Origin of the sequence: Pseudomonas sp. TMW22089 (genome assembly GCF_022496645.1) — a bacterium.
GTDB lineage: Bacteria > Pseudomonadota > Gammaproteobacteria > Pseudomonadales > Pseudomonadaceae > Aquipseudomonas > Aquipseudomonas paraversuta.
On record NZ_SCFG01000034.1, the window covers coordinates 21,986 to 37,593 of the forward strand.

Consider the following 15,608-nt stretch of genomic DNA (forward strand, 5'->3'; position numbering starts at 1 on the left):
CCATGCCTGCTTCATTAAAGGATCTGGGCCGTTATGCAGCGCTGCCATGGCATTGCCTGCAACTGCTGACCCACGCTAAATCGTTCGAAAACAACCCGGTGTTGGGCAGCCCCCGACTCAATGCCATGGGCTTGCACGTGCAACGTCGCCAGATTGCCATGGCCATGGCCGCCATGCGCCGCCGGGCACTGGCATCGCGAATGAACCCGGCCGAACAGGCAAGCTTCGAGGAGCAGGGATTCTTCGTGCGCGAGAACGCCCTGCCCGCCGAGCAATTTTCGGCCTTGCGGGCCGAACTGGGTGACTTGCGCAGCACCGGCTGGGAAATGCGTCAGGGCAAGGCGGTGACCCGCCGAGTAAGCCTGGACCAGGACGTGCTGGCACAAAACCCGGCCACCGCAGCCTTTATCGCTGACCGCAGCGTGCGTGATCTGATTTCCTATGCTTCATCCAACACCGGCGGCATCACCTATCAACTGCAGTCGATCGTGATCGATGCGGTGAATCCCGAGGAAGACCCGCAAACCCGCCTGCACACCGACACTTTCCATCCGACCGCCAAGGCGTGGTTGTTTCTGGATGACGTGGCCGACGATCAGGGGCCGTTCAGCTATGTGCCGGGGTCCCATCGCCTGACGCCCGAGCGATTGGCCTGGGAGTATCGTCAGAGCCTGGGCGCAGCCTGTTCACCCGAGCAAATGCACCGCGAGGGCTCGTTCCGGATTTATGAGAATGAATTGGCCGGGCTGGGTTTGCCGCCACCGCGGCGTTTCGCGGTACCCGCCAATACTCTGGTAGTGGCTGACACATCGGGTTTCCACGCCCGCTGCCCGAGTCTGCGCCCGAGCCACCGGGTGGAAATCTACGCAAGCCTGCGCCGCAACCCCTTTATCCCGTGGCGCGGCGCCCACCTGTTCGCCCTGCCATGGATTGCCAACCACCATATGCGCTGGGACATTCGTCTCAAACGCATGATGGGGTTTGATAAACGTAGCCATTGGCGGTTCATCGAACCGCTCAATGCCTATGAGAAGCCCTTTATCTAGCCTTTTTGGCGCCGCCTGAACCACCAGCCAGGCGGCTTGCTGCACAGCGTTTCAAGGTGCTGCAAGCCGGCAGCTCAATCCAGCCGTGCCAGCTCTTCTGCCACGATGGCCACGGTACGGCTGATCTGCTCTTGCGTGTGCTCACAAGACACAAAGAAGCGCACCCGCGCGGTTTTCTCCGGCACCGCCGGATAGAGGATCGGCTGAGCGTTGATCCCCCGTTCAAACAGGGCGCTGGACAGTTGCCCCGCCTTGAGCGAGCTGCCGGTAATCACCGGTATCACGGCCAGCCCGGTGCTGGTTGCCGTGTCCAGCCCGGCCTCCCTGGCCAGTCGCAAAAACTGCTCGCCACGGGCCTGAACGGCCTGAACTCGCTCATGGTCGTTGATCAGGCAGCGCAGCGCCGCCAGGGCCGACGCAGTGACGGACGGAGGCAGGCCCACGCTGTAGAGAAAACCGGGCGCCAGAAACTTCAAATGCTCCACCAGCGCCGTATTACCCGCAATGTAGCCACCGCAGCTGGCCAGGGTCTTGCTCAGGGTTCCCATCCAGATGTCTACGTCATCTCCGGCCAGGCCGAAGTGTTCACGTATGCCCCTGCCTGTCGCGCCCATGACACCCAACGAATGAGCCTCATCGACCATCAGGAAGATTTTGTGCTTGCGTTTGAGCTCGACAAATCGCGGCAAGTCCGGATAGTCGCCGTCCATGCTGTAAATGCCTTCGACCACCACCAGCACCCGTTCAAAATGCTGACGTTGTTCACCCAGAATTCGGTCCAGCGCTTGCCAGTCGTTGTGAGCAAAGCTCAGGCGGCGGGCGCCCGAAAGCTGAATGCCCTGCAACACGCTGTTATGCACCAACTCATCATGCAGCACTAAATCCCGCGGACCGAACAGATAGCCGATGGTGGTGACGTTAGTGGCATGACCGCTGACAAACACAACAGCGTCATCAACTTCGTAAAAGCTGGCCAGCTCACGCTCCAGTTCGCGGTGCAACGGTCGATCACCGGACACCACGCGGCTGGCCGACACCGAAGTGCCGTAACGATCTATAGCGTCCTTCGCTGCCTGAACCACCACCGGATGCCCGGAGTAGCCCAGGTAGTTGTAACTGGCGAAGTTCACATAATCCTGGCCACCAATACAGGTTTGGGCACCTGCCAGCCCGTCATGCAGACGGAAAAACGGGTTTCCCAAGCCCATGCGTGCTGCACTTTGTTGCAGGAACTGCATCTGCTGATAGCCGGGATACAGATCGAAACGGTAAAACGCCTCGGGAACTTTCAGTGCCGCCTGCTGCGCTTGCTCAAGGGTCGCGCCATTACTGTCTCCTGCGCCGTTGCGACGGCGCTCCAGTGCTTGCTGGATCAAACGCTGCTTGATACCCCCACTCAGACCCCCGGGTGTTTTTGCACTTATCTCACTCAAGCAGGTATCACTCACTGAATCAATCGGTTAGGTGTTGCAACACTTTCGGCCACTGCGGCCACTTGTTCGTGGGTCATGTGCGTGCCGTGACTGGCCAGCACACTTTCGGCCATGGCAGCAGGTGCCGACGACTCGTTGGCCGGGGCCTCACCGCGCAGCAGGCTCAAAATACGCACGCTGAGCTTGTCTATGCTGGAGCTTTCGCTGAGCTCCATGACCGGCAGACGAACGCCAAAGCGCTCTTCCAGGGCCACGATCAGTTCGACACTCATCAATGAGTCCAGCCCCAGTTCCTGCAACGGCCGCTGTGTGTCCAGGCGCGCTGCGGGCAGGCGCAGAATTTCACAGACTTCGTGCTTGAGCAGTTCAGCAAAGCGCTCCAGCAGTTGGGCATCGTCCAGCTCCACAAGCATGCGCTGTATGTCTTCGGCGTCGTTATCGTCTTCCTGATCACCGCCGTGGGCGCGCACCAGTTCCAGGAAACGCGGGGACGCAGCGCTCGGCAGGAAACGCGACAAGGCTTTCCATTCCAGCTCCAGCACGCCAGTGCCGTCATCGCCGTTGAGCAACATCTGCTCCAGGTGCGACAACGCGACTTCGGCCCGCAGCGCAGCGCCGCCCATACGGCTTTGCAGCGCATCCTTGATCTGTTCGTTGCGGGCCAGAAAGCCGACATCGTCAATCGCGCCCCACAGCACGGCGGTGGCCGCCAGCCCTTGAGCACGGCGATAGCGGGCCAGCGCTTCAAGCCAATGGTTGGCCGCCACATAGTTGGCCTGTCCAGGGTTACCGAACAGAGTGGTGGCCGAGGAGAACATCACAAAGAAGTCCAGCTCCAGCTCACGGGTGAGTTGGTGCAGGTATTGCGCGCCCTTGGCCTTGGGTTCCAGCACGCGTTGCAATTGCTCGGCGTCGAGATTACGGATCAGGCTGTCATCGATGACGGTGGCCGCGTGCACCAGGCCCCGTAACGGATACGCACTGGTTGCGATGCGTTCAAAGACACTGCGCAGCTGAGCTTCATCGGTGATGTCGCACGCCACCGCCTGCACATCGATGCCTTGCGCATGCCACAGGGCCAGATTTGGCTGGACCTCGAGACTGGCCGCACCACGGCGGCCCAGCAGCACCAGATGCCGCGCCCCCTTGTCCACCAGCCACTGTGCGGTACGCAGACCAAAACCACCGACCCCGCCCGTGATCAGGTAAGTCGCTTCGCCACTGAGTTGCAGCCCCTTTGCAGGCTGGGCACGGGTTTCCACCAAGTGCTCGATGGGGTTGCCATAGGTCACGACGATCTTGCCGATCTGACGGGCCTGCTGCATGTAGCGGAATGCTTCGACCACTTGATTGGCGTCGAACTCGCGGTACGGCAGCGGGTGCAGGATGCCTTGCTCGAACAACTGCATCATGTTCCCGAACAGGCGTCGGGTCAGGTCCGGACGCTCGCTCATCAACTGGTCAGCGTCGATGCCGAAGTAGCTGATGTTGTTGCGGAACGGGCGCAAGCCGATACGGGTGTTCTGGTAGAAGTCGCGCTTGCCCAATTCCAGGAAGCGGCCGAACGGTTTAAGGATTCGCAGGTTACGGTTGATCGCCTCACCTGCCAACGAATTGAGCACGACGTCGACACCACGTCCGCCCGTCACTGCCAGCACCTCATCGGCATATGCCAGCGAGCGGGAATCGAAAATGTGCTCGACGCCCAGCAAGCGCAGGAAGTCGCGCTTTTCGTCACTGCCGGCGGTAGCATAAATCTCGGCACCGCACCATTTGGCGATTTGAATCGCGGCAATACCGACACCACCCGCAGCACCGTGGATGAGGATTTTTTCACCCGGTTCCAGACGTGCCAAGTAATGCAAGGCGTAGTACACGGTGAAGAACGTACTCGGAATAGTCGCAGCCGCTTCGAACGACATGCCAGCCGGGATTTTCGCCACCGCGTTGGCGTTGGTCACCAGACGGTTAGCAAAACTGCATGGACCAAAGCCTACGACCCGGTCGCCCGGAGCAAAATCGCCCAGGACTTCAGCGCCCTTGCCTTGCACCACACCGGAAAACTCAAAGCCCAGGGTCGGGCCGGAGAAACCATTTTCAATGGCTTCATCGGACAACAGCCCCAATGCAAACATTACGTCACGGAAGTTCAGGCCGGTGGCGCGCACGGCGATATCCAGCTCGTCCACGGCCGGCACAGCTGGATCGCGTACTTCCCAACGCAGGTTGCGCAACTGACCCGGCAGGTCAAAGCCCAGGCTGATTCGAGTGTCCTTGCCGTCTACTGCCTGGGCCTTTTGCGTCAGAACCCGCAGACGCGGCACATAACGTTGACCGTCAGCCGTGATTGCCATCTCGGTTTCGCCATCGGCATGCAACAGCGCAGGGATCACGCTGAGCAAAGGCGCGTTGAGTGCCAGGTCCAGCAGGCGGATGCGGCAGCTTGCAGACTCATTGGCCAAGGTCCGGCCAAAGCCCCAGAAGGCCGCATCGGCAATGGCGTTCACATCCGATGCGGGTTCGGCACCGTACCAATGACCGGCCGCACCACGGCTGAGCAGCCAGCAAGTCGGGGCCATTGCCAACGACTCGCAAGCCTGAACCAGCGCGGCCGCCTGCATGCAGCGGGCACCTTGTGCGTCCAGACCCTGTGCCGCGTCAAGCCCGGCCAAGTGCACAACATGTTCCGGGGCCTGAGCCAGCGCAAGCAATTGCTGCGCCACGGCCCGGGCATCGCCCGGCACCAGCAGGTTCACCACCTGGCCTTGCTCACGCAAGGCCGCCAGCAGTTGTTCAACGCCCGCATGCTGCTGTTCCGCCAGCAGCGCCCAATGCTGCACAGCCACTTCAGGTACAACCTTGCCCGTGGCTTCGCCTTTGCCGGCGAGCAACAGATAGCTGCCGCAGGCATTGCCCGGCAACGCCTCAAGGGTGTGGCTCAGGGTCAGGCCGTGACGTTGCAGTTCAACTTGCCAGAATGACGGACGTTGCTGTCGCGACAACGCCTGCTCAGGACCTTCCAGCCACCAGTCACTGCGGGCACCGAACACAAAGTCAGCACAGCGCGTCGGGTGCTGCGCCAGCACCACCACTTCGCCATGGGGGTTGAGATGGCTTGCAGCTTGGCGCAGCGCCTCGCCCACGGCATCCAGAGGCGCCAGATCGCTGGGCACCAGCACCCAGTCAAAGTTGCTGGCATCACTGAGTTGAGCAAAGTCAATCAGGTTCAGCGCCGGGCAATCTGCCCGCAGCATCTGCGCCAGCTCAGGCTCTTGCACGCAGTAGCTATAGTCGACGCGATCAAAATCGATCCCGGCGTACAGTGACTCGGCAAACGACGGCCCGCCCAGGCCCAGCTCCAGCACCCGCAGACGCTGCCCGTCAGGCAACGCTGCCAGGCGTTGCGCGAGGGTATCGCGCACACCGGCCAACAAACGTTGTTGGCCAGCCGAACCCAGTACCTGTCGCAGCAGCATGGCACCACTGGTTTCGCGGGGCAGCAACTGCTCAAGGGTCTGTTGCCCGTCAAGCAATGCCCGCAAATGGCGACCGATGCGGCCCACCGAATGAATCAGTTGAAAATGCTCCGGATAGCTTTGGAACAGTTCCTGCCAAATAGCCTGGCTGGCAGGACGCTCACCGCTGTCGACGATGCTTACACCGCCGCCGGCATCGCGGCTCAGGCTGCCGTCTTCCAGGCCCTGACGCAGCAAGGTGCTCAGATAGTGGCTGGAAACGCCATCCTGTTGCGACCACAGGCTGATTTGCTCAGCGCTGAGTTGACCACCCGCCTGCTCGATCAGGTCCTGCACGAAACTGGCGCACAATACATCCAGCAATGGCTCGACTTCGTTCAGGTAGCGCAGCTGCGCTGGCTCATCACCCAGGGTCTGAAAATGCGTCAGTAACGGCGAGCTGTCGATGGCGACCCGCTGCACCGGCGTGACCTGGCCAGGAGCAGCCATGCCCACGTGGGCCATGTGCTTGATATCACCGTTGCGGTCACGCTGCAGACGCACACCGCGAAAGCGCGCGTCCTTTATCGACAACACGGCAGCGCCAGTGGCGTCGAACAGGGTGAAATCCACCAGCAACGAATGCTCAGTGCGTTTGAGCTGGCGCACCTCGGCCAGGCACGGCACGCCGCCCGCCTTGCTGTAGGCGATACGCCCCAGCTTCACTGGAATAAACGCCAACCCCTTGTTCGTGCCGGGTTGGCCCACCAGCAATTCGGTAATCAGCTGGAACGCGCCATCCAGCAATGCCGGGTGCACGTACAGGTCGTTCATTTCAGGACGGATAACCTCAGGCACGCTCAATTGCGCGAGGATGCGGGCCGGCTCGACCCACACTGCCGCGACGGTTTGATAAGCCGGGCCGTAGTTCAGGCCCACGGCACAGGTCAGCGCCAAATGCTGTGCACCGGTAAAGTCCGCCGGGCGTGACGGCAAGGCCGGTGCACGCCCGTCCAGCATCACGCCTCGGGCTTCACCGGGAAGACGCGCCACCACGTGCTGTACCCATTCTTCGTGCTGGGCATGGCCGCGGGAAGAAATGTGCAAGGTGCCATCAGCCGGTTCGATATTGATGCGGATTTTTTTGCTGGCGTCATGACTGAGTAGCAGCGGGTTGTGAATTTCCAGCTCTTCGATGTCGACGAACTCGCCCGGCTGGTGCTGCAAGGCCGCCGCCAGCGCCAACTCGCTAAAGCCTGCACCAGGAAACAATACCGCTTCACCGACCTTGTGATCGCCCAGGCTAGGGAACAACTGGGTATCGAGGCGGTTTTCCCACGTCAGCGCACGATCAGGCAGCAAGTGACCCAACAAAGGGTGCACACGCTTGCGTTGCAGTACCCCGAGCGACTCGGCGCTGACCGGCAGGTAGAAGTGTTCGCGCTGCCAGCTGTAGTTCGGCAGATTCACGTGGCGCCCGGTCACCGGGAAATGCGTTTGCCACTGCGGTTGCGCACCGGCAATCAGCAGTTTGGCAACGCTGCGTTCCAGCAGGAAAACGCTGTGATCCTTGCGCAACAATGTGCCAATCACCTGGCCTGAGCGCTCGGCGCCCGTCAGTGCATCAGCCACATAGGAGCGCAAAATCGGGTGCGGGCCCACCTCGACAAACAGGTTGAAGCCCTGCGCCACCAGTGCATCCATCGCGCCCTGGAACAACACCGGCATACGAATGTTCTGCCACCAGTAGTGGCTGTCCAGACTCTTACCGTCCAGCTCGCCGCCAATCACGGTGGAATAGAATGGAAGAGTGGTACTGCGCGGGCGAATGTGCGCCAGATCAGCAATCACTTGCTGCTCTATAGGGTTCATGCTCGGGGAGTGGAACGCGTAATCCAGATCCAGCAGGCGGATAAACACCTGGCGCTCGCTCAGCACTTGCTCAAGCTGAGTCAAGGCTTCCAGCGGACCTGCCACCGTGGCGCCACGGCTGCTGTTTTCGCCCGCGATCACCAGTTGCTGGTCCAGCCCAAGTTCCACCAGCACTGCCGCAGTCGCTTCGGCGCACAGGCCGACAGCGGCCATACGGCCAGTACCACGGGTCAGCCCTTGCAGACGACTGCGATGGAAAATGACTTGAGTCGCGTCTTCCAGGCTCAGGGCACCACTGGCCCATGCGGCCGCTACTTCACCGACGCTGTGACCGATCACGGCGCACGGATGAAAACCTTGCGCCGCCAGCACGCGGGTGACTGCCACTTGCAAGGCAAACAGCGCAGGTTGAGCGATCTCGGTACGCACATAACGGTCGTCGCCGTTTTCACCCAGCAGCTCGGCCCGCAGCGAATAACCGGCCAATGGCTGGAACAGTGCATCGACTTCGGCCACGGCCTGTTCAAACACAGGGTCGCCGAGCATCCCCCGGCCCATGCCTTGCCATTGCGAACCGTTACCCGAATAGATAAAGACCGGGCCCTCGGCGTTGTCCAGGGCCTGACCTGCCTCGACCACTGAGCTCAATTCGCTCAGGCTCGGATCCTGGGCGTAGTCGGCCAGAGCTTGCGCAGCCTGGGCACAATCGGAGCCAATCAACAGCAGGCGATGGGTGTGAGCATCACGGCGAAACAGGGTTTGATAGGCGACGTCGTAAAAATCGGCCTCAGGCCTGGACGCCAGATAATCAGCGTAATCCTGAGCCGTAGCACGCAAGCCTTCTGCGTCTTTGGCGCTCAGCATCAACGGCAGGCGGCGCACTGGCGTTGACTCGCGGGAGGCTGCGACAGGCTCGGCACTTTGCAAAATAACGTGAGCGTTGGCGCCGCCAAATCCGAAAGAGTTGATACCGACAGTCAGTTGCCCTGCAGCCTTGAGTGGCTGATTGGCGGTGACTACCTGCAGGTTCAGGTCGGCAAACGGAATCGTCGGGTTGAGTGCGTCGCCGCCGATGGTCGCGGGCACCATCCGCTCATTCAGGCAGTTGAGGGCCTTCATCAATCCCGCCACACCCGATGCTGCCTCGAGGTGCCCAAGATTGCTTTTAACAGACCCTATCGGCAGCGGGTTACCGGCGCCACGGGCCTGGCCCAGTGACTCGCCGATGGCCCGACTCTCAATGGGGTCACCGACTGCGGTTCCCGTGCCATGGGCTTCAAGGTAATCCAGCTGCGAAGGGTCGATGCCGGCCTTGGCGTAAACGCCTTTAAGCAACGCTGCCTGAGCATCGGCGCTGGGCAGCGTCAGACTCGACTTGCGGCCATCGGTATTCACAGCGCTGGCCGCAACCACGGCCAGAATCGGGTTGCCATCAGCCAGGGCCTGATCATAGTCCTTGAGCAAGAACAGTCCACCGCCCTCCGAACGCGCATAACCATCACCGTTCTGATCGAACGACTGGCAACGCCCCGTACGCGACAGCATTGAGGCCTTGGCAAAAATCATGAAGCCGAACGGGTGCATGTGCAGGCTGATACCGCCGGTCACGGCCTGGTCGATATCACCACTGAGAATTGCCTGACACGCCTGGTGGAAGGCAACCAGTGAAGAAGAACATGCGGTGTCGATGGCCATGCTCGGGCCACGAAGGTCATAAAAGAAGGACAGACGATTGGCGGCAATACTCATGGTATTACCAGTGGCCGTTGCCGCGTCGATGGACGCCATGTCATCGACCACACGGTAAGCCTGCTCGACGCTGGCAATACCCAGGTAAACGCCACAATTGCTGCCCCGCAGGCTAGACGGTTTAACCCCTGCGTTTTCGAAGGTTTCCCAGCACATTTCGAGCAACATTCGCTGTTGCGGATCCATCATCATGGCTTCGCGTGGCGAAATGCTGAAAAAGCCCGCATCAAAAGCAGTGATATCGCCCAGAGAGCCCGAGGCGAAGGTATACGTGGAGGCCGGACTGGCTTTGTCAGGATGTAAAAACTCGGCATGTTCCCAGCGGGAAGCATCGACCTGGGTCACCAGATCGCGCCCCTCTATCAGGTTCTGCCAGAAACTGCTGGCCGTGGAACCGGGGAAACGGAAAGAATTACCAACAATTGCTACCTGCCTACGTTTTGTCAAAACCATTCCTTAAAAATACTCATGACCACCATCCCATCCTATCGATGGCTGCATGCCGAGCATGTTCATTGCCGGCAAGTTGTGGAGCGTCGCCTGGAGGTTGTCGATATATTCGCGACTGACTTGCTGCACACACGGGACGAATAAAATCTATTGTCGTACTACTTTTAGGATTATTCCTAGATACATTTTGAATAATACTCGATCCGTGGCATCAGGGAAAACGTCTTGAGCACTGCGCGATGACTTCCCGCCCAGTGACACGCAGCAGGCAGACCAAAGCCCCGGCGGCACTGGACAAGCCGGTGAAGCGTCGAACTCCCTGACTTTCCCGCGCCCATAAAAAAACCCGCAGACTTGAATCTGCAGGGTTTTGAAGGTGCAGGTCGAAGCCGCAATCGAACCAGCACCGGCGATTTTCGATCCACAGATATTATCTTGAAAATCAGCCAGTTATTGAAGAAATCCAGCCCATGAATGGAGCAGATTTGCGAGCCGCTACGTCAGGCTGATCGCTGCGGCCAGTCCAGAGGCAGGTGTTTGTGGACAGTCGGGGGGGGCTTTTGATTGCTGGGGGGATTCACATGCCGGCCATGGCACTGCTGCCATCATTTTGCTCGAGTTTTTCACCGGGCTTGATTTCAGTAAACATGCCAACTCCTTTGAACACCGGTAAGTAAGTCACTTTAAAAAGTAGCATATAGCCATACTGCAAACTTATTTAGCTCAAGACGTTTTGACTTGCCTGCCATTGCAACGAATGACAGGGATCAGGCATCTCCCGCCTCAACAATGGGGCGTTTTTTCGTAAGCTCGGGTTGTGATGAGTTCAGTGATCACCACAACCACTCAACTTGATCATCCGGGCGCATGGTGCCTCCAACTATTATTCAATACTGGTTTTCCAGTATTACCGCCCTCCCATTCACATCACCAAGGACGACCCATGCCCGCGATTATCCGCCTTGCTGTACCGGAAGATGCACAATGCCTGCCCGCCATTGAAATCTGCGCAGCTCAAGCATTTCGCATGATTGACGAGTTGAGCTGGCTGGCCGATTCGCCCCCGATGTCCATCGAGCGCCATAACCAACTCATAGCGCTATCGACATGCTGGGTTGCACTTGATGCAGAAAGTCGACCGCAAGGATTTCTCAGTGCTGAGCGCCACGGCAATGATCTTCACATCCATGAATTATCAGTGATGCAATCGATGCAAGGACAAGGCACAGGGCGGCATCTGATTGAGGCCGCGAAGGATTATGCACGGTCAAACCGACTGGGTTTCGTGACGCTCACGACGTTCACAAACGTGCCATGGAATGCACCATTTTACGCCCGCACAGGCTTTCGGACTAAAGCTGCCACAGATCTGGACCCGAGGCTGGCGGCGATATTGCGCGAGGAGTACAGGCACGGATTCGCCCCGCACAGCCGCTGCGCCATGGTCTGGCCAGTGACTTGAATACAACCCTTTGAGGCTTCCTGGAGGCGAGGGCAATGTGAACGGCACAGTTTATTACTGGTAAATCAGCAAGTTATTGCCAATCAAATGCCGCAAAAGCTTTAGCTTGATGCGCCTGACCCCCGAGCCTGTAATGCAGTGATACGGCGATTATGGCGTTGGCGCCCAAGGGACTTGGACAACGTCATGCTCCTACCGCAAATCTTGTAACAGTTGCCCAACAACGAGGGCTTCGACAGCGCCTTCACTGGTGCCAGTGCAAAAAACAGCGCAACAAGCCGATGAATCACCTTTGCAGGTACGATACACAGCAATGACGCTACCAGGGCCGCAACCTGTATGTCCGCTGAGGGTAAAGCCCCCTTCGATCGAACCCAGCATCAACCCCAGGCCGTATCCTGGCGTCATCCATGGACGTCCCGGAATCGGGCCACCCAATGCTTTTGCTATCTGCATGCCCTGGAGCAAGCCCGAAGGGAGTAAATGCCCCGCGAGAAGCCGGTCGAGGAATAGTGCTGCTTGCGAAACAGGGCCGATCAGCAAGCCATGATAAACCCAGCCGGGGTCATAACTTGATGTGCTCCCAAGGCAGGAATCGGGTAAATCTGCCCGGGTTCTAGCGAAGCGAACGTTCGAGAGGCCCAGCGGCTTCAGTGTGTATCGACTCACTGCCTCTTCGAGCGACAGATCAGTCACCTGTTCAATAAGCTTGCCGATGAGCAGGTAGCCAACATTCGAGTAACGCCAACCGGCTCCGGGGCTATATCGAAGCCGGGCACCATCAAGGCGCTGCATCATCTCGTCGACTGTCCAGGCGGCCTCACCGTTGGCGACGGCGGCGTGATAATCCGCAAGCTCGGCATAATCGGCGAGCCCTGCTTCATGTCGAAGCAGTTGGCGCAACGTGAAAGGCTGATCAAGAATCGAAGCGTCCAGTGCGACCCGGCCATCACGCACCAATGACAAGGCGGTAGCGGCCAGGACGGTCTTCGTAAAGCTCCACCAGGGCACCGCCGGCTCTGATCGACCGGACATTGATTGCTGACCATTTGATACACGTGAGCTCAGCATTGACTTCCCTGAATTGTTGAGCAGATTGACAGCCCAACAAGATATCCCATTCACCTCCACGCGGGAGGGTGAAAACTCAGGCTCCGGCTTTTGCAATGTTCTGAGTGACTGGATTGTTTGGGCCAACCCGACATGGACATTCATCTGGTGATTCAGCGATGACTCCCACGCCCCTCTTGCACCATTTGCCAGCAGACTAAAGACAGTAGACGTCACAGATGCAGAGGCGCCAGCGGCGCGTGCCCCAAGACCAGATCGGCGCCCTTGTCGCCAATCACCACAGTCGTGGCATTGGTATTGCCGCAGATCAGATTGGGCATGACCGACGCATCGATTACCCGTAAACCCTGTACCCCGCGTACACGCAGATCAGGCGTGCAGACGGCCATCGGGTCATCAGCATGCCCCATACGGCAGGTGCCCACAGGGTGATAGGCAGTGGTGAGCAAAGGCTCCATCCAGTCCAGCCATTGTTTGTCGGTCTGCACCTGCGGGCCGGGTCGGACCTCAGTGTCGATCAATCCGGCCAGCGCCGGCTGTTTCGCCATGTCCCGTAACCAGCGCAATGACCAGATCAGCGCACGACGGTCACGCGCGTCGTGCAGATAGTTCATGGTGATCGCCGGGTGTTGATCCATGTCGCGGCTTTTGAGTCGTACATGGCCGCGTGAGAACGGCCGCCCCTGAAAGGGCCCCAGCGTCATGCCCTCGAAACGGTCCGGTTGCGCGGCCTTGTCGCTGTCGCCATCGCTCTGGCCGGTCATCGGCAGGCCGAATACCTGAATATCGTTATACGCCAGATCGGGATCGCTCTTGAGGTAGCAGCCGAATTCCGCGGGCGGGCTCGTCATCGGCCCGGTGCGGCTCGCCAGGTAACGCAGTACCGAGCCCGCCAGGCCCACGCCACGGAACCGGCTGTTCATCCCGCACACGCCCGGTTTTAACCTCCAGCACAACGGCGCACTCACGTGGTCCTGCAGGTTTTCGCCCACCCCGGGCAAGTCCACCACAACCGGGATACCCAGGGCCTGTAACTGCGAAGCCGGCCCGACGCCCGAGACCATCAGCAACTGAGGCGACTGTACGGCCCCGGCGCACAGCAATATTTCGCGCCGGGCCTTGGCGAGGTGGCGGCTGCCATCAGGCAGGCTGTATTCCACGCCGGTTGCGCGGAGCCCTTCAAAAACAATCCGCTGCACCATCGCCCGCATCACCAGCTTGAAATTGGGTCGGCGCAGGGCCGGCTCGATCGCATTGCTGGCAATCGAGGAGCGCCGACCGTCACGGAAATTGACCTGAAAGACTCCCGCACCCTTGGCCTGACCATCATTGAAATCGTCGACCCGTTCCAGGCCCGCCTGTATGGCGGCGTCAACCATCGAGTGCGTCAGCGGATGCACTGCCGGCAGGTCGCTCGCCGAAAGCGGGCCGCCCCGGCCATGCCAGGCATTATGAATGCGCTGCTGATCTTCGGTTCGCACAAAGTGCGGCAACAGCTCCGGCCAACTCCAGCCCGTGGCGCCCGCCGCGACCCAATCGGCGTAATCTTGCTCGTGCCCGCGGATATAGATCATGCCGTTGATCGAGGACGAGCCGCCGACGAGCTTGCCCCTGGGCATCTTCATGCGGCGGCCGCCGGCATACTTTTCCGGCTCGGTCTTGTGCATCCAGGAAAATCTGGGGCTGTACGTCATTGCTCCCCAACCTGCGGGCATTCGGACTAAAAAATGCTTGTGACTGCCGCCGGCCTCCAGCACCAGCACCCGGTAGCGGCCGTCTTCGCTGAGACGCGCCGCCAAGGTGCCGCCCGCCGAGCCGGAGCCCACCACGATAAAGTCAAAGGCGTCCGTCAACATTGATCTCCTTGTCATACGTTTAAAAAGCACCCCTGCACTTCGCCGGATCGGCTCCTGCATGAACCCGGAGCCCGGGCCTTTCAATCCTTTCACAACCTCCCCCGTCGGTACTTACCTCTTTCGGACTAACCGGGCTCAAGGGCACAGCGTGGGCCACCTGCCAGCGCACGGTATTTTTCACGGAATATTGCCAACACTCTGCGAAGGCTGAATAAAAGACTTTACGCAGCTTGCCGCAAGAAACCGCAGCCGGTGTTCGAGGCCCTGGCTTCGCCATACTCGACATGGTTAGTCCGGCCGGCGAACTGGATCAGGCCACGCTCACGATGTTTCTGACCGGCGCCATCAGTCCGGGGCGTATTGCCCAAGTGCTTTGCCAGGGAGCCGGTGCTGCGTGGTAATGGCATTGCTTATCTCCAGGCAAAAAAAAGCCTGCACTCGGCAGGCTTGATGTTTATAGACAACACTGGGGGGGGGCAAGATCACATGAGCAAGCACCTACACCCACACAACGGCCCTTAACTGAGCAGTTTGAACGTCAGCGACTTTAGTGGGATGACACCTTTATGCTGTCGCCCGCCATGAGCAATCTTAATGGCATACCTGAATGAACCAGGTTCATGAGTTATGCTATGAACTCGGTAGACCCCCGGCTCAAGCTTGGAGTACTGGTCGTTGAACACTTTTGTCCTGTCTATACGAACGATCTCTACCCGCCTAACGCAATCAAGCGGGCGTCCGGCAATTTCGCTGGCAGAGATAAAAATACTCCCGGAACTACTGGAGTTAGTATTTTCAAATACGGTTCTCTCGCCAAAATCATTGTTATAGCTTTCTCCGCCGCTCAAATTTTTGACAAGCCCCAACCACTTTTGGCCTACCAAATCTGGCGAATAACGGTTTGAACTTTCAATTCCGCCTTTTGCCAAATAATCAAACAGTGAATTATCCTGCGCCAACTTAACGATTTTTGCAGCACACTCCTGCTCGCTATTCACAAGAAAACCGTTTTCACCGTTTTGAATAATTTCTTTAGGCCCATAATTGGCGTCAAACGAAATAACAGGTGTCCCAACAGACATCGACTCTAGGGAAGGTCTGAAGTAAGCAGCCGTTTTTAACGGTCTAGCTGTCTGAGGTTCAAAAAACACCGACTTAATCGAAAAACAGACCTTTCCTCCTGTCAGTTCACTATTTTTTGCGGAAGAGCACCT

7 protein-coding genes and 1 pseudogene are annotated in these 15,608 nt (G+C 59.0%); 2 read left to right on the forward strand and 6 right to left on the reverse strand.

Annotated elements, in window-relative coordinates; translation table 11 throughout:
• Positions 1-2 precede the first annotated feature (2 nt).
• Entirely contained in the window at positions 3-1,046 is a 1,044-nt protein-coding gene (locus EQV90_RS20525) for a phytanoyl-CoA dioxygenase family protein (RefSeq protein WP_240878599.1), read from the forward strand.
• A gap of 74 nt (positions 1,047-1,120) precedes the next feature.
• Here EQV90_RS20525 and EQV90_RS20530 read toward each other — a convergent pair whose 3' ends face one another.
• Together EQV90_RS20530 and EQV90_RS20535 are read right to left on the reverse strand one after the other, a co-directional pair.
• Positions 1,121-2,479, reverse strand: a complete 1,359-nt coding sequence (locus EQV90_RS20530) for an aminotransferase class I/II-fold pyridoxal phosphate-dependent enzyme (RefSeq protein WP_165439708.1) — start codon at positions 2,477-2,479, stop codon at positions 1,121-1,123.
• 11 nt (positions 2,480-2,490) lie between these two features.
• The gene (locus EQV90_RS20535) at positions 2,491-10,002 is read right to left on the reverse strand and encodes a type I polyketide synthase (RefSeq protein WP_240878600.1); all 7,512 of its coding nucleotides are present in this window, start codon (positions 10,000-10,002) and stop codon (positions 2,491-2,493) included.
• Between the two features lie 946 nt (positions 10,003-10,948).
• Here EQV90_RS20535 and EQV90_RS20540 point away from each other — a divergent pair.
• Positions 10,949-11,467: a GNAT family N-acetyltransferase gene (locus tag EQV90_RS20540; protein WP_240878601.1), complete on the forward strand. Its 519-nt coding sequence runs from the start codon at positions 10,949-10,951 to the stop codon at positions 11,465-11,467.
• Positions 11,468-11,659: 192 nt separating this feature from the next.
• Here EQV90_RS20540 and EQV90_RS20545 read toward each other — a convergent pair whose 3' ends face one another.
• From EQV90_RS20545 to EQV90_RS20560, 4 genes and pseudogenes are all read right to left on the reverse strand, one after another.
• On the reverse strand, positions 11,660-12,538 hold the full coding sequence (locus EQV90_RS20545) for a beta-lactamase family protein (RefSeq protein ID WP_240878602.1): 879 nt from the start codon (positions 12,536-12,538) through the stop codon (positions 11,660-11,662).
• A 212-nt stretch (positions 12,539-12,750) separates the two neighbouring features.
• On the reverse strand, positions 12,751-14,394 hold the full coding sequence (locus EQV90_RS20550; RefSeq protein ID WP_240878603.1) for a GMC family oxidoreductase N-terminal domain-containing protein: 1,644 nt from the start codon (positions 14,392-14,394) through the stop codon (positions 12,751-12,753).
• 263 nt (positions 14,395-14,657) lie between these two features.
• Positions 14,658-14,783 (reverse strand): annotated as a pseudogene (locus EQV90_RS20555) (glycoside hydrolase family 19 protein); the annotation flags it as partial.
• A 129-nt stretch (positions 14,784-14,912) separates the two neighbouring features.
• A partial coding sequence (locus EQV90_RS20560) for a glycosyltransferase (RefSeq protein ID WP_240878604.1) occupies positions 14,913-15,608 on the reverse strand: 696 nt, incomplete at its 5' end.